The organism is Brucella sp. GW823-FHT04E01, from assembly GCF_058796175.1.
This window is the reverse complement of sequence record NZ_JBXAIK010000001.1, coordinates 848,834-872,766: the sequence shown is the minus strand read 5'-3', so window position 1 is coordinate 872,766 and position 23,933 is coordinate 848,834. Positions and strand designations below refer to the sequence as shown.

The window sequence follows — 23,933 nt, the reverse complement described above, 5'->3', positions numbered from 1 at the left end:
TTGCGACATATGTCTGGAAAACCTCACGGGGAAGTGTGCCTTGCCTGTCGCAATCTGGACAATGATTGTTCCCGGACCCTTGGCAAATTGCCGCACTTTAGCCTATATAGGGCGCAGAAATCTAAATTTTGAGAAGCAGGGCGTATGCCCGGAAGCTGGAATCAATCATGAGCCTGAACAGCCTCGATCTGCCGGGAAAGCCGGAAGACACGCGCGTTGTCGTCGCCATGTCGGGCGGCGTCGATTCATCTGTTGTGGCCGGGATTCTCAAACGTGAAGGTTACGATGTCGTTGGCGTGACGCTGCAGCTTTATGATCATGGCGCAGCCGTTCATCGCGCTGGTTCCTGCTGTGCGGGACAGGACATCGAAGATGCCCGCCGCGTTTCGGAAAGTCTCGGCATTCCGCATTATGTGCTCGATTACGAAGCGCGTTTCCGCGAAGCTGTGATCGATCCATTTGCGAATTCCTATGTCAGCGGCGAAACACCGATTCCATGCGTCTCCTGTAACCAGACGGTCAAGTTCGCCGATCTTCTCCAGACCGCACGCGATCTTGGCGCCGACGCGCTGGCGACAGGGCATTACATTCGCAGCCGCGCCAATGGTGAGCACCGTGCGCTTTATCGTCCGGTCGATACGGATCGCGACCAGAGCTATTTCCTGTTTGCAACCACGCAGGAGCAGATCGATTATCTGCGCTTCCCGCTCGGTCATCTGCCGAAGGCACAGGTGCGTGAAATTGCAGAGGAAATGGGCCTGACTGTCGCCAAGAAACAGGACAGCCAGGACATTTGCTTCGTGCCGCAGGGAAAATATTCCGACATTATCTCCAAACTGAAGCCGGAAGCGGCCAATCCCGGCGATATTGTCCATATCGATGGCCGTACGCTCGGCCGCCACGATGGCATTGTGCACTACACCGTCGGCCAACGCCGTGGCATTGGCGTTGCCACGGGTGAACCGCTTTATGTCGTGCATCTCGATGCCGCCAATGCGCGGGTTATCGTCGGTCCGCGTGAAGCGCTGGAAACACACAAAGTCTTCCTGCGCGACATCAACTGGCTGGGCGATGCGCCGATCAGCGATTTGCCTGAAGGCGGAATGGAAGTATTCGCGAAGGTTCGCTCGACCCGACCGCCACGCCCTGCCGTGCTGCGCCATGCCGATGGCCAGACCTGGGTTGAGCTGGTCGATGGTGAAAGCGGTATCGCTCCGGGACAGGCCTGTGTGCTTTATTCCGATGAAAGCAACACTGCGCGCGTCTTTGGCGGCGGCTTTATTGGCCGTTCGGAACGCGAGCCGCAGGCAGAAGAGATGTTGCGCCGCCTTGTCGCCAACACGGCAAGTGCCTCGGCAGCTTGAAGCTTTTTCTGATCGATGAATGAAAAGCGGGTGCGAGAGCATCCGCTTTTTTTATGTGTGTCAGCAAGATGCTATCTCAGTTAGAGCATTCGTTGTTATGCATGTCTTTATTCCGAATCCGGTTTCCACTTTCGAGATACATGCTCCAGAGTTTGAAAGCGACAAACGGGAAGTCAATTGCACTGGCTGCGTCTAAGCTCATAGTGAGCGGTATTTTGAGCGCGTTTTGATCCGGCCGAATCAGATCGGCGCTCCAACTTTTTGTTTTGATGCGCATCTTATCCGAAAACCGTTTCACGCTTTTCGGGATGCACTCCAAGCTTTGGCTTCAGAGGTCTTGAAGATGACGGCGCAGAAAATGATGGGGTGGAAGGAATGGGCGATGCTTCTTGTTCTTTCCGTTCTCTGGGGCGGTTCATTCTTCTTCAACGGCATTGCTGTTCGAGAATTGCCGCCTTTCAGTATCGTCACGCTACGGGTGGGGCTGGCTGCGCTCGCTTTGGTCGTATTGATTCGCATGATGGGCCTGTCGCTGCCAAAAGACCGCCGTGTATGGCTGGCGTTTTTCGGAATGGGCTTTCTCAATAATCTGCTGCCTTTCTGTCTCATCGTCTGGGGGCAGACCCAGATTGCCAGCGGGCTGGCTTCCATCCTCAATGCCACGACACCGCTCTTCGGCGTCATTGTTGCGCATTTTCTGACGGTGGATGAAAAGATCACCAGGAACAAGATTGCTGGCGTTTTGATCGGCTTTTGCGGTGTAGCAATCATGATCGGACCCGATGCCATCAGCGGGCTTGGAGGCAATCTGTGGCCGCAGCTTGCGGTTCTGTGTGCTGCTTTTTCTTATTCGCTGGCGGGAATTTTCGGTCGTCGCTTCAAAGCGATGGGGGTCGCGCCGTTGATAACCGCTACCGGCCAGGTGACGGCCACGACCGTCATGCTCATTCCGGTGGCTTTGTTGGTCGATCATCCCTGGACGCTGGCCGCTCCGAGCGCGGCAGTCTGGGGAGCGCTGGCCGGTATTGCGCTTCTTTCAACAGCACTCGCTTATGTTCTCTTTTTCCGTATTCTTTCGACGGCGGGCGCGGTCAATCTCATGCTGGTGACGTTTCTCATTCCCGTTAGTGCAATCCTGCTCGGAGTGCTCTTTCTTGGCGAGACTTTGCAAGCCAAGCATTTGATCGGCATGGCAATGATCGCCGCAGGATTGGCAGCCATCGACGGCCGGTTGATAGCAGCGGTATTGCCATCGTCAGGCCAACGAGAAATCTACTGAAACTTGCTGAAGCGCGACAAGGCGATGCCGGATGCGGTTGCAACATTCAGGCTGTCGAACGCAGTGGACATGGGAATTCGCGCTGTTTGCAGCTTCTCAAGCAGGCGTGGCGGTAATCCTTCGCCTTCCGTGCCGAGCAGGAGCGCCTGTCGGCCGTACTTGGTCGCATCGTAGACACTGAGCGACGATGACGGGCTGAGCGCAAGCAGGTTGAAGTCGGCATCGCCCAGCGCAGCGATGATCTCATCAATGCTTCCACCGTGGAAATAGGGAACTTTCAGCGTGGCGCCGACCGATACCCGAATAGCCTTGCGGTAAAGCGGGTCGCAGCACGTATCGTCCATCAGGACGCAGTCGGCTTCGAAAGCGGCGGCATTGCGGAAGATCGAACCGACATTGTCGTGATTGGAAATGCCGCACAAAACGACGACGAGTGATTTTGCGGGCAGGGTATCCAGCATTGCCTGAAGGCTTGGCGGCGTCTTGCGACGGCCTACTGCAAGAATGCCGCGATGGACATGAAATCCCGCGACCGCGTCCATAACAGTTTGTGGAACGGAATAGACAGGAACCTCTGAGGGCAATTGGCTGAGTTGTTCGCCGAGGCCCGCAAGCCGGTTCTCCAGAACGAGCAGTGATTCTGTCTCAAAACGTGCCGAAGATGAGAACAGAACGTTCAGAACCACTTTACCTTCAGCGATAAACCGCTGCTGGCGTCCTACAAGATCCTTTTCGCGAATATCGCGATAAGGGGACAAGCGGATGTCGTTCGGATCGTCGATCTGCTGGACGCAGCCGTGCGAATGAGTGTCTTGGTTCATCGCACGGCTGTGACCTCATGTGATTATGCGTGAGCGACTGCCGCCAGATTATGTCTGCGCGGTGTTGGACTCATATACAGACTTGAAAGTGTCGACAACATCAACTCGATATGCGGCGAAGAGACCATATAATAGATGGTCTGCGCGTCGCGACGGGTAGAAACGAGGTCAAGGGCTCGCAATTTTGCCAGGTGCTGAGACAAGGCGGATTGGCTAAGGTCAATCGCCTTGGCAAGCGCACCTACCGACATTTCATTATGAAGCAACTTACATAAAATTAGTAATCGCTTATTGTTAGCAAGTGCCGACAGGAAGTCGGCAGCCTGATCTACATTTTCAATTAAATCAAAGAAAGTATTCTCGTTGCTCATTTGCCGTCATACCCCCGTAAGACTCGACAAAGTTAAAAATATACATGCGAATTTTCATAAGCATGCATATTGAAAATAATGCCATATGCAGAATTTGAAAAGCCCTTGCTTATATTCAATCCAGTATAAAGACGTGCAATTTCGTCCCAAAAAAAATGCGGTTTTGTTTCAGGGGGCTTTATTTACTGTTTGGTCAGTGCTGTAACAGCTTCCCTTACGGAAGGTGGATTCGAAGGAAAAACGTAACGCAGAACAAGGTCGCCATTGGCGATGTCGACGCCATCCGGATCCAATCCTATCACCTTCTGCTGATCTTTGACGGTTCCTGCTTTTAAAAGCTGTTGAGCAATTTGCGCAATTTTTGGTGCGTGATACTCGTTCATGCTGTCGAGCGCATTTTGCTCGCTTTCGGCAAAGTCCGCGCTGATCGACGCTGCGCAGAGCAAGTCGTCCTGTGTCAGGTTGAATGCCTTGCCAAAGCCACCATTCAAGCTGGCGCTTTCCAGTTCAAGCCGGAAAAAGACAAAGTCTCCGAGATCCACATAAAGCGAACCCTTCGGATTGTGATTGAGATAGCGTCGCCGAATGCGGGGGTAGTCAGCCGCTGTTCTCTCAACTTTCCGGGCCTGACAATGAAGCGTGACGCGCGCATGGGCGAGGGGGTCTCCCTTGCCAACCTCGCCGAGCAGAAGCGAGCAGGCCGGGTTTGCCAGCAGCCCCGGTGTGTGTGTCGCCAATCCGGAAACCAGAATGAGAGGCGTTCCGTCCATATCCGTCGCTACGGAGACACGACTTGCCAGTGGCCTGCCGGTCGCAGCGTCGAAAACGGCGATGGCACCGTAGCGCGATGTCCGCAACAGGGTTTTGGCAAGCTGAATGGCTTCAGGCGTGGTCGGGCGAATTGGATTGGTTTCAGGCATGGCTGTCAGACTCAAATATGACTCATATTGTCCACTTAATACTGTGCCTTATTCGATAGAGCCAGCGAATTCGGTGGAGTCCTTATGCCGGACGTTCAAAACTGCAAGCAATTTCCGATTGATCGGCCGCCTTGATGTCGCGCCTGAGTCGGTGATGCATAAGTTGCATTATCCCATGCAAAATGCGTGCGAATAATATTATAAATCAAGGGGCTTTAGCGCAATATTTCGAAATTGTGTCGATTGATGGAATAAAAATCTAACCATTGGGGCCAAAACCCGTTGAGAATGTGAACTGGTTCTACAGATTGCGCTTGCAAAGTGACAGTCCACGCGTTTCGATAAGCGCAAGCTGCGGGCAATGGGGTGCGCGCGGCATGCTTTTCCGTGGAGGCGGACAATAATGAAATTCTACCAAAAACTCCTGGCAGCAACCGCGCTGGTGGCTCTGATGAGCGGTGCTGCATCGGCAAAGACCTTTGTATATTGCTCGCCGGCTTCGCCTGAAGGCTTCGATCCGGCTGCCTATACCGGCGGCGATACGTTCGATGCCTCGGCGCATCCGGTCTACAACCGCCTTGCCGAATTCGAAAACGGAACGACGAAAGTCGTGCCGGGTCTCGCAGAAAGCTGGGATGTTTCCGCCGATGGTCTGGAATACACCTTCCATCTGCGCAAGGGCGTCAAGTTCCATTCGAACGACTATTTCACGCCGACCCGTGATTTCAACGCCGACGACGTGATTTTCTCGTTTGATCGCATGCGCAACAAGGACAATCCTTGGCACCAGTACACCGCTGGCATCACCTACGAATATTTCGACAGCATGGAAATGGGTGCGCTGATCAAGGAAATCACCAAGGTTGACGATTATACCGTCAAGTTTGTGCTGAACCGTCCAGAAGCACCGTTCCTCGCAAATATCTCGATGCCTTTCGCTTCGATCATTTCGAAGGAATACACGGACAAGCTTGCCGCCGACGGCAAGAAGGACGATCTCAATCAGGTTCCGGTCGGTACTGGTCCTTTCCAGTTCGTCGCCTACCAGAAGGACGCCGTCGTCCGCTTCAAGGCCAACGAAAACTATTGGGGTGGCAAGCCGAAGATCGACGATCTCGTCTTCGCAATCACGACCGATCCTGCTGTTCGCGCGCAGAAGCTCAAGGCTGGCGAATGCCACCTGATGTCCTATCCTGCTCCGGCAGACATCAAGGGCCTGCAGGCCGATTCCAACCTCAAGGTTGACGAACAGGCTGGCCTCAATGTGGCTTACTTCGCGTACAACACGCTGAAGGCACCTTATGACAAGCCGGAAGTGCGCAAGGCGCTGAACCAGGCTATCAACAAGCAGGCCATCGTCGATGCCGTGTTCCAGGGTCAGGGCCAGGTTGCCAAGAACCCGATCCCGCCGACAATGTGGGGCTACAACGACAAGGTCGAGGACGACAAGTACGATCCGGAAGCTGCCAAGAAGGCTCTCGAAGCCGCTGGCGTCAAGGATCTGAAGATGAAGCTGTGGGCCATGCCTGTCAGCCGTCCGTACATGCCGAACGCACGTCGTACTGCTGAACTCATGCAGTCCGATCTGGCCAAGGTTGGCGTCAGCGCTGAAATCGTTTCGATGGAATGGGGTGAATATCTCAAGAAGTCGTCCGACAAGGACCGCGACGGCTCCGTCATCCTCGGCTGGACCGGTGACAACGGCGATCCGGACAACTTCCTGGGTACGCTTCTCGGCTGCGCCGGTGTTGGCAATAACAACCGCGCCCAGTGGTGCTACAAGCCGTTCGAAGACCTGATCCAGAAGGCCAAGGTTTCGACCAGCCAGGAAGAGCGCACGAAGCTTTACGAAGAAGCACAGGTAATCTTTAAGGAGCAGGCTCCTTGGAATACGCTTGCTCACTCGACGGTCTTTGTGCCGATGTCGGCCAAGGTTACGGGCTTCAAACAGAGCCCGCTCGGCGATTATCGCTTCGAAGACGTTGATATTTCCGAGTAAAATCTGACAACACAAGCGGCCGGGTGTAGGGTGATCCCCTGCACCCGGTCGGAGTTTTTGTATGTTCCGTTTCATATTCAACAAACTCGTCTATCTGGTTCCGACCTTCATAGGCATTACAATCGTAGCCTTCGCCTTCGTCCGGGTTCTTCCCGGCGATCCTGTGCTACTGATGGCCGGCGAACGCGGCGTAAGCCCTGAGCGCCATGCCGAGCTGATGGCGCAACTTGGGTTCGATCGCCCGATCTGGCAGCAATATCTGGACTATGTCTGGAACCTGCTGCATGGCGATTTCGGTCAGTCTCTGGTGACCAAGAAGCCTGTTCTCGTCGAATTTTTCGCGCTGTTTCCTGCAACTGTCGAGTTGTCCATCTGCGCGATCATCGTGGCTATTCTCCTTGGCATTCCTGCCGGCGTCATCGCTGCTGTCAAGCGCGGTTCGTGGTTCGATCAGGGCCTGATGGGCATTTCGCTGGTCGGTTATTCGATGCCGATTTTCTGGTGGGCGCTGCTGCTCATCATTTTCTTCTCGGGCGTGCTGCAGTGGACACCGGTTTCCGGTCGTATATCGCTGCTCTATTTCTTCCCGCCTGTGACCGGTTTCATGCTGATCGACAGTCTGCTGTCGGATCAGAAGGGCGCTTTCGCCTCGGCGGTCTCGCATCTCATCCTGCCGACCATCGTGCTTGCGACCATTCCGCTCGCCGTTATCGCGCGTCAGACCCGCTCCGCTATGCTGGAAGTTTTAGGCGAGGACTATGTGCGCACCGCTCGCGCCAAGGGCCTGCCGGTTCGTCGCGTTGTCGGACTGCACGCACTTCGCAACGCGATGATCCCTGTTATCACGACTATCGGCCTGCAGGTTGGCGTTCTGATGGCTGGTGCGATCCTGACCGAGACGATCTTCTCCTGGCCCGGTATCGGCAAATGGATGCTCGATTCCATTTTCCGTCGCGATTATCCGGTCGTGCAAAGCGGACTGCTGCTGATTGCATTCATCATCATGCTGGTGAATCTGGTCGTGGATCTGCTGTACGGCCTTATCAATCCGCGTATCCGGCACAAGTGAGGGTATCATGACACACTCAGCTATTCAGCCGGAAGCCGCGAACGACATTGGCAAGATGCGTGCGCTGAAGGACTTCTGGTTTTATTTCAGCGTCAACCGTGGCGCTGTGATCGGTCTTTTCGTATTCCTCGCGATTATTCTGGTGGCGATCTTCGCTCCATTGATTGCGCCGCACGATCCTACGGAACAGTTCCGTCAATTCGTGAAGGTTCCACCCTTCTGGGAAGATGGCGGTTCGACCCAGTTCCTTCTGGGAACGGATGCTGTCGGGCGTGATATTCTGTCCCGCCTGATCTATGGCGCGCAGTATTCGCTGCTCGTGGGCTTTGTCATCGTCATTATTTCGATGTGCCTCGGCATCACCATCGGCCTCATCACCGGCTATTTCGGTGGCGGCGTCGATACGGTGTTTATGCGCATCATGGACGTTATCCTGGCATTCCCGTCGCTCCTGCTGGCTCTGGTTCTGGTGGCAATCCTCGGACCCGGCCTGATCAATGCCGTTCTGGCGATCACGCTGGTTCTGCTGCCGCACTTCTCGCGTCTCACCCGCGCTGCCGTCATGGCGGAAAAGGAACGCGAATATGTGACCGCGGCCAAGCTTGCCGGTGCAAGCAAGCTGCGCCTGATGTTCAAGACGATTCTGCCGAACTGCCTTGCTCCGCTTGTGGTGCAGGCAACGATGTCGTTCTCCAACGCCATCCTCGACGTTGCGGCTCTGGGCTTTCTTGGCATGGGCGCGCAACCGCCAACGCCAGAATGGGGCACGATGCTTGCCGAAGCGCGTGAGTTCATCCTGAGTGCCTGGTGGATCGTTACTTTCCCCGGCCTTGCTATCCTGATTACTGTTCTCGCCATCAACCTGATTGGCGACGGTCTGCGCGATGCGCTTGACCCGAAACTGAAGAGGAGCTGATCGATGGCTCTGCTTGAAATCAAGAACCTCACGGTTTCTTTTGACACCTCGACCGGCCCGTTCCGGGCGGTCGACGGGATCGACATAAGGGTCGACAAGGGCGAAGTGCTTGCGATTGTCGGCGAGTCCGGTTCAGGCAAGTCGGTCGGCATGCTTGCCGTCATGGGGCTTCTGCCCAAGACGGCAACTGTTACCGCAGACACCATGACCTTCGATGGCAAGGACTTGCAGGCAATGTCCGACAAGGAGCGCCGCAAGATCATCGGTCGTGATATTTCGATGATTTTCCAGGAACCTGTTGCCAGCCTAAACCCGTGCTTCACGGTCGGGTATCAGCTTGAGGAAGTGCTGAAGCAGCATATGGGCATGAACGGCTCGGCGAGCCGTGCGCGTGCTATCGAGCTTCTGGAACTCGTCGGCATTCGCGATGCTGCGGAACGCCTGAAAAGCTTCCCGCATCAGATGTCGGGCGGCCAGTGCCAGCGCGTCATGATCGCTATCGCGATTGCCTGCAACCCGAAGCTCCTTATCGCCGACGAACCGACAACGGCTCTCGACGTTACGATTCAGAAGCAGATTCTCGATCTTCTGATGCGGCTTCAGGTGGAACACGGCATGGGTCTCATCATGATTACCCACGATATGGGTGTCGTGGCTGAAACGGCGGACCGTGTGATCGTGCAGTACAAGGGCCACAAGATGGAGGATGCCGACGTGCTGTCGCTATTCTCTGCGCCCAAGCACCCTTACACCCGTGCGCTGCTCTCGGCCCTGCCGGAAAATGCGACCGGTGATCGTCTTCCGACGGTTTCCGATTTCGTCTTTGAAAATAATGGTGCGGGAGAAGCGCGATGAGCGAGATTGTTCTCGAGGCGCGCGACATCAAGCGCGATTATCATGTTGGCGGTGGTCTGTTCGGCAAGGCAAAAGTGGTTCATGCCGTCAAGGGCGTGAGCTTCAAGGTCGAAAAAGGCAAGACGCTGGCGATCGTTGGTGAATCGGGTTGCGGCAAGTCCACGCTGGCACGCATTCTCACCATGATCGACCCGCAGACATCCGGCGAACTGAAGATCGGCGGCAAGGATGTGGATATCGCTCGCGATGGCCTGACGCCCGAAATGCGCCAGAAGGTGCAGATCGTTTTCCAGAACCCGTATGGCTCGCTCAATCCGCGCCAGAAGATCGGTGACGTTCTGGCTGAGCCTCTGCTGCTGAATACGAACATGTCAGCCGAGGAGCGCCGCGCGAAGGCTATGCAGATGTTGTTGAAGGTCGGCCTCGGTCGCGAACACTTCAACCGCTATCCGCATATGTTCTCCGGCGGCCAGCGCCAGCGTATCGCCATTGCGCGTGCGCTGATGCTCAACCCGAAGCTGCTCATTCTCGATGAGCCGGTTTCCGCGCTCGATCTGTCCGTGCAGGCGCAGGTTCTGAACCTGCTGTCTGATCTGCAGGAAGAATTTGGTCTCACCTATGTTTTCATCAGCCATGACCTTTCGGTCGTGCGCTACATCGCCGATGAGGTGATGGTGATGTATTTCGGTGAGGTGGTTGAATACGGCTCGCGTGACGACGTTTTCAACAATCCGCAGCATGACTATACGAAGAAGCTCTTTGCTGCGACGCCGCGTGCGGATGTCGATGCCATCAAGGCTCGCGTGGAAGCACGCGCTGCTGCCAGACAGGCAGCGCATAGCTGATCTACATCTATATGCAGTCTGAAATGAAAAAACCGCACATGAAAATGTGCGGTTTTTTGTTTTGAGCATCTCCAGCAAAAGCGCGAACGAATATAAGCGCATTCCGCTCTAGCTGGACGTTCCGCGTTGCTGATGCCAGGCGAGGGCGCGCACGATGTCATCTGCTGCAATCTTGCCGACGATGGCGCCGTTTTCGATGATGCCAACATCGCCGCTGCTGTCTGCCACCGCATTCATCAACTCGCGTACCAGCGTTTCGCGCCGGGCAGTGGCCGCAAAAGGACGTGGCGCCGCTTGGCGATCGAAGGGCACCATGATGTCGCCTGCCCGAAGCACGCCGAGCGGGTTCATATGGGCAACGAAGTCAGCGACATAGTCGTCGGCAGGCTGCAGGAGAATCTCCTGCGGCGTGCCGCACTGAACGATACGCCCGCCTTCCATGATGGCGATACGATTGCCGATTTTCATGGCTTCATCGAGATCGTGGCTGACGAAAACGATGGTCTTTTTCAATCGTGACTGGAAGGCCAGCAACTCGTCTTGCAGGCGCGTGCGGATCAGCGGATCGAGGGCCGAGAATGGCTCATCCATCAGCAGAATCGGTGCGCCGGTTGCAAAAGCGCGGGCAAGCCCGACGCGTTGCTGCATGCCGCCGGAAAGTTCTCCAACCTTGCGCTTGGCCCAGTCCTGCAGACCGACAAGTTCAAGCTGGTCGCGCGCTTTGGCAAGGCGGTCTTCCTTGCCCATACCGGAAATTTCCAGGCCGAAAGCGACGTTTTCTTCAACCGTACGCCAAGGCAGCAGGCCGAACTGCTGGAACACCATGGAGACGAGTTCGGTGCGCAGATGGCGCAGGGTTCCGCGGTCGGCCTTGCCGACATCTATGGCGCGCTCGCCTTCCCGTACGAGAACGCGCCCGCGCGAAATCGGATTGAGCCGGTTGATTGCGCGAAGAAGGGTGGATTTGCCCGAGCCTGACAGCCCCATCAGAACGAGGATTTCACCTTCCTCAATGTTGAGTGTGCAGTTGTGCACGCCCAGCACGAGATTGGTTTCAGCCTGAATCTGGGAACGGGTGGCGCCGCGATCCGCAAGAGCAAGTGCGTCATCGACATTGCTGCCGAAAATGATGCAGACGTCTTCGAGTGCGATGATGGTCATCCGCGTGCTCCTGATCTTTGTTGGAGCATGATCTGTTCCGAAAACCGGTTTCCACTTTTCGGGATCATGCTATTTCTCGCGTCCGGCGCGGAAGATACGGTCGAGCACGATGGCGACCACGACGATGACAAGTCCAGCCTCGAAACCGAGTGCGGTATTGACTGAGTTCAACGCCCGGACAACCGGTACGCCGAGGCCATCTGCGCCGACAAGGGCTGCAATGACCACCATCGAAAGCGACAGCATGATTGTCTGAGTCAGACCGGCAAGAATTTGCGGCATGGCATAAGGCAGCTCAATCTTCCACAAGAGCTGAGAACGCGACGCACCGAACGCTTCACCCGCTTCGATCAGCGATGAGGGTGTGGACGATATGCCGAGGTGGGTCAATCGCACCGGCGCAGGCAGAACGAAGATTGCCGTTGCAAGCAGGCCCGGCACCATACCGATGCCGAAGAAGACAATGGCCGGGATCAGGTAGACGAATGTCGGCAGGGTCTGCATCAGATCGAGCACAGGACGCATTGCGGCGTAAAGCGCGGGGCGATGGGCTGCGGCGATGCCGAGCGGCACGCCGATGGCCATGCAGAGAAAGCAAGCTGACAAAACGAGGGTCAGGGTTTCGAGCGTTCGATCCCAGTAACCCTGATTGATGATGAACAGGAAGCCGATCACGGTCAGCACGACCACCGAGATACGACGCTGGATCAGCCACGCGATGACAGCGAAGATTGCGATGAGAAGCAGAGGGTGCGGGAGCTTGAGAAGAAAAAGCAGCCCGTCAATGAGGCTCTGCATGACGGCGGCGAGGGTATCGAAAAAGCCGCCCATATTGTCCGTCAGCCAGTCCACCACGGATTTGGCGGTCGGTCCGACAGGGATCTTGTAGTCCGTCAGCCAGTTCAACGATCAAGTCTCCTGCTGCGTGTTAGAGCATTTCCGGCAAAGGTGCGATGCGATTTGCGTAGGATAATGCGTAAAACAAAGAGAAAGGGTGCGGGCATCCTTGAAACTGCCGGGCCGCGTTTGTCACCGCCCGGCAGCATGTCGGGATTAAAGACCGAGTGCCGCCTTTACGGCGGGCAGGCCTTCCTTGCCGTCGACGGTAGTTACACCGGCGAGCCACTGGTCGAGAGCGCCCGGATTGGCTTTCAGCCAGTTGGTCGCAGCCTTCGAAGGCTCTTCGCCATCATCGAGAATCTTGCCCATGATGTCGTTTTCGATATCGAGCTTGAATTCCAGATTGGTGAGGAACTTGCCAACATTCGGGCATTCCTGCGTGTAGCCGGTGCGAACGTTGGTTTCGACCTTGGCGCCGCCGAGATTGGGGCCGAAGAAATCGTCACCACCGGTGAGATACGCGATTTCGAAACGCTTGTTCATGGGATGTGGCTCCCATGCCAGAAAGACGACCGGTTCCTTGCTCTTGATGCTGCGAGCGACCTGCGCCAGCATGCCCTGCTCGGACGATTCCGCCAGCTCGAATGACTTGAGGCCGAAGGCATCCTTGTTGATCATGTCGAGGATCAGGCGGTTGCCGTCATTTCCCGGCTCGATCCCGTAGATCTTGCCGCCGAGCTTGTCCTTGAACGTGGCGATATCCTTGAAGTCCTTGAGGCCTTCGTCATAAGCATATTTTGGCACGGCAAGCGTGTATTTCGCGCCGGTCAGATTGGTGCGCAGCGTCTCGACGGTCTTGTTGTCCAGATAGGGCTGGAGGTCGGCGGTCATGGACGGGTTCCAATAGCCGAGGAAGACGTCGATATCCTTTTTGCTCAGTGACGCATAGGTCACCGGCACGGAGAGAACCTTGATGTCGGTTTTGTAGCCGAGACCTTTCAGGATTTCTGTCGCCACCGCCGTCGTCGAAGTGATGTCAGTCCAGCCGACATCCGAGAAACGGACGGTCGAGCAGCTTTCAGGTTCGGCGGCGAAACCGGTTGCAGGCGCGCTTAGCATTGCCGTTCCCGTGGCAAGCCCACCCAAGGCAAGCGTAAGCATATAGGTCGATACGGACTTCATTGTTCTCTCCATTTACCGGGCCGTTTTGACGGATTGATTGTTTTTCCGGTTCCAGCTTTAGCAAACACCAAAGATTGCGCCATTCAAGTACCACAGCGGCGAAAATGTTCTCGATTGCGACGTTGGTCGCAGTTTCCGGCGGAAAACCGTTTCGCACCTGACTTGAAACTGCTGTCACTCATCATTTTCCGGAACCGTCGGCCAAGGGGAAACGGGCTGGATTGCCACGCATTTGGCCGAAGCGAGTTGGCGCCATGTTACGGATCGGCCCTCGGGATTCAACCCTGTCAGCGGAAAATGACGGATAAAATCAGTTGGATGACCGTTCCAGGTTGTCGAAAAGATGAGCACACTCTATTTGAGAGCGTGAAGCCTTTTCAGGTTTGGCTGCTTGCGAACGGGACTTGTGATGCATAGGTCCATGGGCGATGCAGAAGCGATGGAAAGCCCGGATTTTCGGGCAAAAGGAAGGATTTTTTACAGTGTGGAATGCAGTAAAGGGCGTTTTTTCCTTCCTGGGCCGTTTCATCGCCGCGCTTGCTCGCCTGATTGCCATTCCGCTCGGCGGTTTGTGGCGGCTTTTCCTGCGGCTCGGAATTTTGTGGAAAGTTGCGGTTGCGGTCGTCGTGATCGGTCTTGGCGGTCTTTACGTCTATTTCATCTGGCAGACTCAGGTATGGACGAATTTCGATCCCGACTATCCGGCCAAGTACAGCTATCAGGATGCGACCACGCCCGGCGAAGAGGTAAAGGCGCAGGGCGCACCGGCTGAAGCGCCGTCCACCGCAACACCCGTGGAACAGCCTGCTGCCACGCCTGAAACCAATCAGACTGGCGATGCCGCTCCCGCGAATCAGCCGGTTCAGGCGGCACAAATCCCGTCTTCGGCCCGCAAATGCTCACGCTCGGCGATAGCGGAAGTTGCCGCTGATCTCACCGATTTCAACGTGAACCAGAACGCGTGGATTTCATCCATGCTGCTCTACAAGCTCGGTCTTTTCGGTATGGACTGGGATCGCACCCCGTTCCTTGACAATAAGGCGTCGTTCCAGCGCGGCATCAATGCAGCGGTACGCCGTACCGCGATTGAGCTCGTCGACAATATCGGCCGTCTGCGCGGCACGTCGCAGATCGACGGCGATCTGCAAAAGGCGCGTGGCAATCTGCAATTTGCCGAAGATTCCTGGTATTTCGGCCTGAGCCCGTTCGGTCCGAAGACGCCGACGCCGAGCTATTACCGTTCGGCGATCAAGGATCTGCGCTCCTTCAACGGACGGCTTGAAAACTGTCAGGCTACCTTCGATGCCCGCGCCGACAATCTGATCCAGTTTGTCGACCGTATCGCAAGCGACCTCGGTTCGACTTCGGCCATCCTCAAGGACCGTGCCGAGAATTACCACGCCGGCTGGTTCGATACGCGTGCAGATGACCGTTTCTGGTTCGCCTATGGTCAGCTCTATGCCTATTACGGCCTGCTGCGTGCGGCGCATTCGGATTTCCGCGGCGTTCTAGCCGAGAAGCACCTCGACGGTGTGTGGGACGAGATGGAAAAGCAGATGCGTGCCGCGCTCGACATGCAGCCTTTCATCGTTTCCAACGGTAGCCCGGATGCATGGTTCACGCCGTCGCATCTGACCACGATGGGTTTCTACATTCTGCGTGTCCGTTCGAATCTGGTCGATGTGAAACAGGTTCTGGAGCGCTGACCGGCAATGGAACTGCCAGCTTCATTGCGACAGGCGGTGGATGCTGCGCTTGAGGGCGTGGCATTGGCCGATCTGAAGCGCGCATCTGAAATGCTTTCACGCCGTTACCGCGCCGAGACGCGGGACGGACGCATGCATATTTCCGATGATCTTGCCGCGAAGGCCTATCTGGCAGCACGTTTGCCTGCGACCTATGCGGCGGTTCGCGCCAGTATGGACAGTGCAGCAGAGGTTTGTCCCGATTTCGCGCCGCAATCCATGCTCGATGTGGGTGCAGGACCGGGAACCGCCCTTTGGGCGGCAAAGCAATGCTGGCCCATGCTTCATTCGGCAACGATGATCGAGGCAAGCCCTGCGATCAGAGCTGTGGGCAGCGATCTTTCGCAAAATTGCGGATTTTCCGACCTCGACTGGCGGGCAGGGGATGTGGTTCGGGAGAAACTTGATTTTCCGCAAGCCGATCTCGTGACCATTGCCTATGTGCTTGACGAGCTTGCTCCTGAAAAGCGGCAGGCACTGATTGAGCGCTTGTGGGCGTCGGCACGGCAAATGCTGGTGATCGTGGAACCCGGCACACCGGCAGGCTGGCAGCGCATTCTCGATGCACGCCGGGCGCTTATTGCGGAAGGCGCAAACATTGCAGCGCCTTGTCCGCACCAGCTCGATTGCCCGCTGGTCACCCCTGACTGGTGCCATTTTTCGCGCCGCGTTGCGCGCTCGCGTATTCATCGTCTGACCAAGGAAGCCGAAGTGCCGTGGGAGGATGAGAAGTTCATCTATCTTGCTGCGGTGCGCGAGACGGTCGATGAAGTGAAAGCGCGGGTTATCGCGCCGACACGGGTTGGCGGCGGCAAAGTTTCGGTTAAACTCTGCAAGGATGACGGCAGGGCGGAAGAACGCCTTCTGACCAAGCGCGACGGCGATCTGTTCCGTTGGGCACGTCGCGCCGACTGGGGCGACGCATTATTGAAAGATTGAGTCGGAACCGAAGCCCGGAACCAAAGCGATGAAGATCAGTCTGGTCCAGTTACGTTTGCTTGAAGCTGTCGCGGAAACCGGCAGTGTCGGTGCTGCTGCGCGGCGCTTGCGGCTCACGCAATCGGGAGCCAGTCAGGCGATTGCGACATTGGAAAAAATCCTCGGGGTCGATGTGCTGGCGCGAAAGCGCGATGGAGCCGCCCTGACGGCGTTCGGGCATTCGATCCTTGCCGATACCAAGGCCGCCCTCGCGGCAGTCGACCGGATAGAACTGCAGGCACGGTGCAGTGCTTCCAGCGCGCCCGAACGGCTGCGCGTCGCGGCAATTCCAAGTCAGCTTGAATATGTTCTGCCCGGTCTGCGAAAGACGTTTCAGCGGCTTTATCCCGGCATTGAATTCAGCGCTTTCGAGGGCGGGCACGACGATGTGAGTCTATGGGTGCGCGATGGTATTGCCGATCTCGGCATTACATCGCTGCCGACGCCCGAGCTTGAAGCACGGGAAGTTGGCCGTGAAGAACTTGTCGTGGTGGGACGGCGTGATGACCCCTTCATGCGCAACGACACAATCACTGCCGGGGACCTGCGGGATCGCCAGTTGATCGCCGCAGCAGGCTGCGAAATGATTATCGACAGGATCATTCATGGCGACGGCGAAATGCGCAGCGAGCAGGTGCGCACCCGCGACGTTGCCACGGTGCTGGAAATGGTGCGCCATGGCATCGGCACGACGCTTCTGTCAGAAATCAGTCTGCCGGGGGCCGATCTGCACGGATTGCGGGCGCGCCGCCTCAATCCGCCGACGTTTCGCACCGTCTATATTGTTTTTCGGGCCGACAGTCCGGTCCGGCATCTGGTCGAACGGTTCTGCGACGTGGCGCAGGACGCCAGAAGTAGAGCGGCATAAGAAACTCTAATATCTCATATCTCGCTTATCCGTGACGCTTGCGCATATCAGGGATGCAATAGTCTGCGCTCTTCCCTCATCCTGCAGCGAGTGACCATGACGGCAATTACCGAAACCACCCCGACAAGCTCGACTTCCGATACCATACGCGGTCTGGCCTGGGGGCTGTCCGGGGTTCTCGTGTGGTCCGGTTCGTTCGTCCTGACCCGTTTCGGGTTCAAGACCGCACTGACGCCTTTCGACATCATTGCGTTGCGTTTCGGCGTGGCGGGGCTGGTGCTGTTGCCGGTGGTTCTGATGAAAGGGTTCGGCTTTCGCAAGCTCGGTCCGCTCGGCTTTGTGCTTCTGGTTTCCGGAGCAGGTGTTCCCTATGCGCTGCTGACCACCTGTGGTCTGCAATATGCTCCGGTATCCCATGCAGCAGCGCTCATTCCGGGGCTGATGACAGCAATGGTTGCCGTTCTGGGTATGGCGCTTCTCAAGGAACGTCTTGCGCCGTCGCGCTGGTCCGGGGTCGTGCTGATCCTGATCGGCGCCATGCTGATCGCCGGTCTGTCGCAACTGGGCGGACCGGAAATGCTCGGGCACTTTTTCTTTCTCGTCGCGGCACTCGTGTGGGCGATTTATGTCATGGTGTTTCGCAGAAAGGGAATGGACGGGCTGCATGCGACCGCTATCGCGGCCGTCACCTCGGCAATTGTCTATCTGCCGATCTATATGCTCTTCCTGCCCAAGGGGCTTGGCGCGACATCCTGGGGTGATATTGCCCTGCAGGGTTTCTATCAGGGCGTACTTACTTCGGCCTTTGGCGTCTTTGCCTTCAACCGTGCCGTTGTGCTGCTGGGAACGGCGGCAGGGGCAGCGCTATCAGCACTGATCCCTGTCATCACTCTGGTTCTGGCGCTTGTTCTTCTGGGCGAGGTGCCCGGTTGGACCGACACGCTCGCCGCCTTCCTGATCAGTCTCGGCGTGCTGGCACTGAACAGGAAGGGCAGGAAGCGTATAGCATCATGAAGCCTGCAGGACTGGCCTTGCAGCAGGACGGTTGATGATGAACACCATGGCCGCAGCGGCAAAACACATGGCACCGGCGAGGATCAGGGCAGGGGTGTAGCTGTCATAGTCGGTGCGCACGAGCCCGGCGAAAGCGGCTGCGGCTGCGGCCCCGATCTGATGGCCGGTGAACACCCAGCCGAAAACCAGCCCGGCCTTTTCCGGGCCGAAGCGCTCGGCGGCGAGCTTGACGGTTGGCGGCACGGTCGCCACCCAGTCCAGCCCGTAAAAGACGGCGAACAATGCCAGTTCGTAGACGGTGAAGTCGGTGAAGGTCAGATAGATCAGCGAGAGACCGCGCAGCGCATAGAACCAGAACAGAAGCCAGCGATTGTCGAACCGGTCGGAAAGCCAGCCGGACATGATCGTGCCGATCAGGTCGAACGCGCCGATCACGGCAAGGATGCCAGCCGCACCGACCGGCGCAATTCCGAAATCACCGCAAAGCGTGATCCAGTGCGTCTGGATCAGGCCGTTCGTGGAAAAGCCGCAGACGAAGAAGGTCAGGAACAGGACCCAGAAAGTTGCCGTTGAAGACGCTTCGCGCAACGTGACGAGGGGTGAGGCCAGCATGGTGCCGAAGCTCATTCTGGGTCCGGGTGCCGGGAGCGGTGCCGTGCGACCGTAAGGCTTCAAGCCGATATCCGCCGGATGGTCACGCATCAAAGCGAGAACCAGTACAAGCGCGGCAACAAGGAAGCAAACGACGATGGTGAGCGACGTTCGCCAGCCGATGGTCTGGCTGACACTGGCAAGGATCGGCATGAAGACGAGCTGGCCGGTGGCATTACTGGCTGTCATCAGGCCGACGACCAGACCGCGCCGCTTTTCGAACCAGCGTGCTGCAACGGTTGCACCGAGCACGAGCGCCGTCATGCCGGTGCCAAGGCCGATCACCACGCCCCAGAGCGCAACCATCTGCCATTCCTCGGTCATGAAAATGGAACCGACAAGCCCCAGTGAAATCATGATGAGAGCGGCTGCAACCACGCGGCGCAGGCCGAACTGGTTCATGAAGGCTGCCGCAAACGGCCCCATCAGGCCGAAAAGAACGAGGCGAAGCGCCATTGCGAAGGAGATATTCGCATTCGTCCAGCCGAATTCACGCTGGAGCGGTTCGATCAGGATACCCGCAGACCCCATGGCAGCTGCTGTCGCCAGCATGGTCAGGAAGGTGATGGCGGCGACGACCCATCCGTAATGGATGTTCCTCTGGGCGAGAAAGCTGGCAAGGCGGGCAGAAATCATCTTTGGCGCTTTCGGGTTTAAGCTGGTTTCAAGCTGGCTTTTGGCCAGCCATACGTTTGATGGCGAAACCGTTCGCTCCATAACGGGCGCGTGGCTTCAGGTCATTGTTTTCAGTCAAGGGACAACCGGTCTCCGGTCAATCGAGGCTGCGTAACAGGCTTTCCAGCTGTTCCACGCCGTCCTCTCCCAGCTTGGCTTCGATTTCTTCCTGCGCCTGATCCCAGAGCGGACCGCCGCGTTCCACAAGATCGCGACCGTCTGCCGTCAGCGTCACGCTGGTCTCGCGATGGTCGTCGCTGGCCGCAGGCTCGATCAGCCCCATGCGCTGCAGAACCTTCGCATTGCGGCCCATGGTCGACCGATCCAGCTCGGACAGATGTGCAAGCTCGGTCAGCGAGATGGAACCCGCACGACGGATTTTTCGCAACGTACTGAACTGCGCGACATTGATGCCAAGCGGCGCCAGAGCGTTGTCATAGACGCTCGATGTCTTGCGGGCTGCCTGGCGCAGAAGGATACAAAAACACGGATGTGACATATTGCGGGTATATACCCGTAAATAAGCGATAGCAAGTTGGAAGTGAAAAGTAGGGAGTTCGTTGCTGCCATTCTGCTGACAGCAACGATGTCTTCAGGAAGGGCTTGTCGCCGGTTCAGACGGCGATATAGGCGGTTTCCTTCACTTCCTCCATCACGGCGTAAGTGTGCGATTCCCGCACGCCGGGCAGAGAAAGAAGCGCCTCCGAAAGGAAACGCCGATAGTGATCCATGTCGGATACACGGGCTTTGACGAGATAATCGAAGCCGCCCGCAACCATGTGGCATTCCAGAATGTCGGGATTGTTGCGGGTGAAGGTCGAGAAGGTTTCAAAGACTTCCGGCGTGGTGCGATCAAGCTTGATCTCGATAAAGACCAGCATGGCCCGGTCGAGCATCTTGGGTGAAAGCCGTGCCGAATAGCCGAGAATATACCCTTCGCGGGTCAGTCGTTTGACGCGTTCGGCAGTTGCCGTCTGCGAGAGATTTATGCGATCGGCCAGTTCGGTATTGGTCAGACGCCCGTTCTCCTGAAGGGCGCGCAAAATACTCCTGTCCATCGCATCGAGATTCTTCATCAGTTGTCCCCAATGGCCGCTTATGTGTGACGGCTCTGTTCTTGATTTTTGCATATGTGTTTGAGTTGCCACGGAAATCAATCCGAAATCGGTCCCCGACGCAAGATGAAACTTGTTGGGTGGTCCTACAAATTTTTGAACTACTCGGATGAATTCGGCTTAAACGTAAGCATATATGCAAATAACAATCACAGGTTGTAAATTATGCGCAACCTGTGATAAGGATAGTGCGCATACTGAAAGTTATATTGCACCTGTAAATTTTGGCATGGGGTAAGGGGGTGTTTGAAACTGGAGGAATCGTCCCATTCCTTCCGTTTCGTTTATCCCGGTTCTGAGGAAGTCCGGACAGCCCCAAACTGTCCGGATTTTCTTTTGCGAGACCTGTGGAACTCTGTCCCGAAGATGGCCTGCGTGGCACATTTGGGTGGCTGAATTTTCCGGTTGCAAGCGAACACATTGAACGCTAACAGTACGTCCATGAACATTTCGCGCAATATCGTCATCAACGGTTGGTGGTGGGCCCGCTAAAAGCGGCCACGCAGGCGTTTGTGCATTTGCGTTTAGAAAACAGGCCGCTGGGATTATCCGGGCGGCCTTTTTGTTTGGCTGTTTGAATAAGACTGGCGGGGAAACCGGGTTCTGGAAATATTCGGAAACAGTTGAGATTTGGGATAGCCGATCATGAATGCGAAGATTGCGGATAGCGAGATATTCCAGCACGAGACGGCAGGCGGCATCGTCGTCGAGCGCGTGCGTCACCTCACGGCCTATAAGGGCGCGATCGAGACCTATATCGATGCGCTGAACGAACGGCGTGGTGCGGTGTTTTCGTCGAACTACGAATATCCGGGCCGCTATACGCGATGGGACACAGCTATCGTCGATCCTCCGGTGGTCATCACCTCGCGCGCCCGTACCATGCGCATCGAAGCGCTGAATGCCCGCGGCGTCATTCTTCTGCGGCCTATCCTGGACACAGTGAAGGCGCTTGCCGAGGTGGCGGTCGACAAGGCCGAAGAAAACCGCATTGAGCTGACCATTGCCGAGCCGAGCGGAACCTTCACCGAGGAAGAGCGCTCGCGTATGCCTTCGGTCTTCACCGTTCTGCGCGCCATTGTCGGTCTGTTCTTCTCTGAGGAAGACGCCAATCTCGGCCTCTACGGTGCCTTCGGTTACGATCTGGCGTTCCAGTTCGATCCCGTTCAGTACAAGCTGAAGCGTCCCGACGATCAGCGCGATCTGGTGCTGTTCATTCCGGATGAAATCTTCGTGGCCGATCACTATGCGGCGCGTGCCTGGGTGGATCGTTATGAATTCGCCTGCGGTGGCTCATCCACGCATGGTCTCGCACGGGCAACGCCTGCACAGGCCTTCAAACCATCGGAAGCCAAACTTGCGCGCGGCGATCACAATCCGGGCGAATATGCGAAACTCGTAGAGCGCGCCAAGGAAAGCTTCAAGCGCGGCGACCTCTTTGAAGTGGTCCCGGGCCAGACCTTCTATGAGCGCTGCCATACCGCGCCATCGGAAATCTTCCGCCGGTTGAAGACGATTAATCCGTCGCCCTATTCGTTCTTCATCAATCTGGGTGACAACGAATATCTGGTCGGCGCATCGCCGGAAATGTTTGTGCGGGTCAACGGACGGCGTATCGAAACCTGCCCCATCTCCGGCACGATCAAGCGCGGCGAAGATGCGATTTCGGATTCGGAACAGATTCTGAAACTGCTGAATTCCAAGAAGGATGAATCCGAGCTGACGATGTGCTCGGACGTGGACCGCAACGACAAGAGCCGTGTCTGCGAGCCGGGTTCGGTGCGCGTCATCGGTCGTCGCCAGATCGAGATGTATTCGCGCCTGATCCATACGGTCGATCATATTGAAGGGCGGCTTCGCGACGGCATGGATGCTTTCGACGGGTTCCTCAGCCATGCATGGGCTGTGACCGTGACCGGCGCACCGAAGCTGTGGGCGATGCGTTTCCTCGAGGAAAACGAACGTAGCCCGCGCGCATGGTATGGCGGCGCCATTGGCATGATGCACTTCAATGGAGACATGAACACCGGCCTGACGCTGCGCACCATCCGCGTGAAGGATGGCGTGGCCGAAATTCGGGCTGGTGCAACGCTTCTGTTCGATTCCAATCCGGAAGAGGAAGAAGCCGAAACTGAATTGAAGGCATCGGCGATGATCTCGGCTGTGCGTGAAGCGCAGAAGAGCAATCAAATTGCCGAAGAACGCGTGGCGGCAAAGGTGGGTGAGGGGATATCGATCCTGCTTGTTGATCATGAAGATTCCTTCGTGCACACGCTCGCCAATTATTTCCGCCAGACCGGCGCTACGGTCTCGACGGTGCGTTCGCCTGTTGCCGAAGATGTGTTCGACAGGGTCAAGCCTGACCTCGTGGTTCTGTCACCCGGACCGGGCACGCCGCAGGATTTCGATTGTAAGGCGACCATCGACAAGGCGCGCAAGCGGGAACTGCCGATCTTCGGTGTCTGTCTTGGATTGCAGGCACTGGCAGAAGCCTATGGCGGTACGCTGCGCCAGTTGCGTATTCCGATGCACGGCAAGCCGTCGCGCATTCGCGTGTCGAAGCCGGAGCGGATATTCTCGGGCCTGCCAAAAGAAGTGACGGTCGGGCGCTATCATTCGATCTTCGCCGATCCGGAACGTCTGCCGGACGATTTCCTGGTCACAGCGGAAACGGAAGACGGTGTCATCATGGCTTTCGAGCACAAGAAGGAACCGGTTGCCGCCGTTCAGTTCCATCCGGAATCCATCATGACCCTTGGTCATAATGCCGGAATGCGCATGATCGAGAATGTGGTGACGCATCTGGCGGGCAAGAACAAGGCGCGCCGTACCAACTACTGATCGAACGCTTTTCGTTCCGATTTCGAGCCAGCCGCAGCCATCGCTGCGGTTGGCTTTTTTGTGCGCTTGCTATGCTTGCCCATTGCCTGCTTTGGCAACTCATTTGCAACTGTAATGCCTTGCATTTGCAGGAGAAAATTAAATGCCGTAACTGAAAAAACAGGGGTACGAAGTTTCGCTTTTCTGGGGTATAGAACGGCGGTGAATTGCTGCTGCATATGCCAGATGCGTTGTGGATGTGTCCCGCGCGCTGGAGCGTATCCCGAAAAGTGTGAAACGGTTTTCGGATCAGATGCGCGGTTCAAAACAAACACGTAGAGCGCCGATCTGATTCAATCAGATCGAATCGCGCTCTAGCAAATGAGTGAAGGGCTGTGCGTAGGCCCGTCTCGATTTCGGGACAAGATAACGATATTCAAAGGTT

22 protein-coding genes are annotated in these 23,933 nt (G+C 56.6%); 12 read left to right on the top strand and 10 right to left on the bottom strand.

Annotated elements, in window-relative coordinates; genetic code table 11:
- Window positions 1-167: 167 nt before the first annotated feature.
- A complete protein-coding gene (gene mnmA, locus AC1RHM_RS04350; RefSeq protein ID WP_010659560.1) occupies window positions 168-1,364 on the top strand; it encodes a tRNA 2-thiouridine(34) synthase MnmA in 1,197 nt (398 codons plus the stop codon).
- A 343-nt stretch (window positions 1,365-1,707) separates the two neighbouring features.
- Window positions 1,708-2,643 carry a DMT family transporter gene (locus AC1RHM_RS04345; RefSeq protein ID WP_010659562.1) on the top strand — a complete coding sequence of 312 codons (936 nt, stop codon included), beginning with the start codon at window positions 1,708-1,710 and terminating at the stop codon, window positions 2,641-2,643.
- On the opposite strand, the gene AC1RHM_RS04340 is transcribed toward AC1RHM_RS04345, so the two are convergent.
- From AC1RHM_RS04340 to AC1RHM_RS04330, 3 genes are all read right to left on the bottom strand, one after another.
- Window positions 2,637-3,464, bottom strand: a complete 828-nt coding sequence (locus AC1RHM_RS04340; RefSeq protein ID WP_010659563.1) for a TrmH family RNA methyltransferase — start codon at window positions 3,462-3,464, stop codon at window positions 2,637-2,639. The two genes, AC1RHM_RS04345 and AC1RHM_RS04340, sit on opposite strands and share 7 nt — an antisense overlap.
- Before the next feature lie 23 nt (window positions 3,465-3,487).
- On the bottom strand, window positions 3,488-3,835 hold the full coding sequence (locus tag AC1RHM_RS04335; RefSeq protein ID WP_010659564.1) for an ArsR/SmtB family transcription factor: 348 nt from the start codon (window positions 3,833-3,835) through the stop codon (window positions 3,488-3,490).
- Between the two features lie 182 nt (window positions 3,836-4,017).
- The gene (locus tag AC1RHM_RS04330) at window positions 4,018-4,755 is read right to left on the bottom strand and encodes a HugZ family pyridoxamine 5'-phosphate oxidase (protein ID WP_029376053.1); all 738 of its coding nucleotides are present in this window, start codon (window positions 4,753-4,755) and stop codon (window positions 4,018-4,020) included.
- A gap of 403 nt (window positions 4,756-5,158) precedes the next feature.
- On the opposite strand from AC1RHM_RS04330, the gene AC1RHM_RS04325 reads away from it, so the two are divergent.
- The 5 genes from AC1RHM_RS04325 to AC1RHM_RS04305 all read left to right on the top strand — a co-directional run bounded on the left by AC1RHM_RS04325 (window position 5,159) and on the right by AC1RHM_RS04305 (window position 10,439).
- The gene (locus AC1RHM_RS04325) at window positions 5,159-6,754 is read left to right on the top strand and encodes an ABC transporter substrate-binding protein (protein ID WP_010659566.1); all 1,596 of its coding nucleotides are present in this window, start codon (window positions 5,159-5,161) and stop codon (window positions 6,752-6,754) included.
- Window positions 6,755-6,815: 61 nt separating this feature from the next.
- Entirely contained in the window at window positions 6,816-7,823 is a 1,008-nt protein-coding gene (locus tag AC1RHM_RS04320; RefSeq protein WP_010659567.1) for an ABC transporter permease subunit, read from the top strand.
- A 7-nt stretch (window positions 7,824-7,830) separates the two neighbouring features.
- Window positions 7,831-8,739 (top strand): ABC transporter permease subunit, encoded by a 909-nt coding sequence (locus AC1RHM_RS04315; RefSeq protein WP_010659568.1) that lies wholly within the window; start codon window positions 7,831-7,833, stop codon window positions 8,737-8,739.
- A gap of 3 nt (window positions 8,740-8,742) precedes the next feature.
- Window positions 8,743-9,594 (top strand): ABC transporter ATP-binding protein, encoded by an 852-nt coding sequence (locus AC1RHM_RS04310; protein ID WP_010659569.1) that lies wholly within the window; start codon window positions 8,743-8,745, stop codon window positions 9,592-9,594.
- On the top strand, window positions 9,591-10,439 hold the full coding sequence (locus tag AC1RHM_RS04305) for a dipeptide ABC transporter ATP-binding protein (RefSeq protein WP_010659570.1): 849 nt from the start codon (window positions 9,591-9,593) through the stop codon (window positions 10,437-10,439). Before AC1RHM_RS04310 ends, AC1RHM_RS04305 begins: the two co-directional genes overlap by 4 nt.
- A gap of 108 nt (window positions 10,440-10,547) precedes the next feature.
- Here the strand turns inward: AC1RHM_RS04305 and choV are convergent, their stop codons facing one another.
- The 3 genes from choV to AC1RHM_RS04290 all read right to left on the bottom strand — a co-directional run bounded on the left by choV (window position 10,548) and on the right by AC1RHM_RS04290 (window position 13,622).
- Complete coding sequence (gene choV, locus AC1RHM_RS04300) at window positions 10,548-11,600, bottom strand: choline ABC transporter ATP-binding protein (RefSeq protein WP_010659571.1); 1,053 nt, start codon at window positions 11,598-11,600, stop codon at window positions 10,548-10,550.
- A 69-nt stretch (window positions 11,601-11,669) separates the two neighbouring features.
- Entirely contained in the window at window positions 11,670-12,506 is an 837-nt protein-coding gene (gene choW, locus AC1RHM_RS04295) for a choline ABC transporter permease subunit (RefSeq protein WP_012091632.1), read from the bottom strand.
- A gap of 147 nt (window positions 12,507-12,653) precedes the next feature.
- Window positions 12,654-13,622, bottom strand: a complete 969-nt coding sequence (locus tag AC1RHM_RS04290; protein ID WP_010659573.1) for a choline ABC transporter substrate-binding protein — start codon at window positions 13,620-13,622, stop codon at window positions 12,654-12,656.
- 428 nt (window positions 13,623-14,050) lie between these two features.
- On the opposite strand from AC1RHM_RS04290, the gene AC1RHM_RS04285 reads away from it, so the two are divergent.
- From AC1RHM_RS04285 to AC1RHM_RS04270, 4 genes are all read left to right on the top strand, one after another.
- Window positions 14,051-15,328 (top strand): DUF2333 family protein, encoded by a 1,278-nt coding sequence (locus AC1RHM_RS04285; RefSeq protein WP_010659574.1) that lies wholly within the window; start codon window positions 14,051-14,053, stop codon window positions 15,326-15,328.
- 6 nt (window positions 15,329-15,334) lie between these two features.
- Window positions 15,335-16,306: a small ribosomal subunit Rsm22 family protein gene (locus AC1RHM_RS04280; RefSeq protein ID WP_010659575.1), complete on the top strand. Its 972-nt coding sequence runs from the start codon at window positions 15,335-15,337 to the stop codon at window positions 16,304-16,306.
- A gap of 28 nt (window positions 16,307-16,334) precedes the next feature.
- On the top strand, window positions 16,335-17,213 hold the full coding sequence (locus tag AC1RHM_RS04275) for a LysR family transcriptional regulator (protein WP_010659576.1): 879 nt from the start codon (window positions 16,335-16,337) through the stop codon (window positions 17,211-17,213).
- Window positions 17,214-17,309: 96 nt separating this feature from the next.
- Complete coding sequence (locus AC1RHM_RS04270) at window positions 17,310-18,227, top strand: DMT family transporter (RefSeq protein ID WP_010659577.1); 918 nt, start codon at window positions 17,310-17,312, stop codon at window positions 18,225-18,227.
- On the opposite strand, the gene AC1RHM_RS04265 is transcribed toward AC1RHM_RS04270, so the two are convergent.
- The 3 genes from AC1RHM_RS04265 to AC1RHM_RS04255 form a co-directional block, all read right to left on the bottom strand.
- Entirely contained in the window at window positions 18,222-19,514 is a 1,293-nt protein-coding gene (locus tag AC1RHM_RS04265; protein ID WP_010659578.1) for an MFS transporter, read from the bottom strand. The genes AC1RHM_RS04270 and AC1RHM_RS04265 overlap by 6 nt on opposite strands.
- Before the next feature lie 136 nt (window positions 19,515-19,650).
- On the bottom strand, window positions 19,651-20,052 hold the full coding sequence (locus tag AC1RHM_RS04260) for a MarR family winged helix-turn-helix transcriptional regulator (RefSeq protein ID WP_010659579.1): 402 nt from the start codon (window positions 20,050-20,052) through the stop codon (window positions 19,651-19,653).
- A 115-nt stretch (window positions 20,053-20,167) separates the two neighbouring features.
- Entirely contained in the window at window positions 20,168-20,629 is a 462-nt protein-coding gene (locus AC1RHM_RS04255; protein WP_006472719.1) for an Lrp/AsnC ligand binding domain-containing protein, read from the bottom strand.
- A gap of 684 nt (window positions 20,630-21,313) precedes the next feature.
- Here AC1RHM_RS04255 and AC1RHM_RS04250 point away from each other — a divergent pair.
- Window positions 21,314-23,509, top strand: a complete 2,196-nt coding sequence (locus tag AC1RHM_RS04250) for an anthranilate synthase component I (RefSeq protein WP_010659580.1) — start codon at window positions 21,314-21,316, stop codon at window positions 23,507-23,509.
- Here the strand turns inward: AC1RHM_RS04250 and AC1RHM_RS04245 are convergent.
- Window positions 23,503-23,823: a hypothetical protein gene (locus tag AC1RHM_RS04245; protein WP_125300050.1), complete on the bottom strand. Its 321-nt coding sequence runs from the start codon at window positions 23,821-23,823 to the stop codon at window positions 23,503-23,505. The two genes, AC1RHM_RS04250 and AC1RHM_RS04245, sit on opposite strands and share 7 nt — an antisense overlap.
- Window positions 23,824-23,933 lie beyond the last annotated feature (110 nt).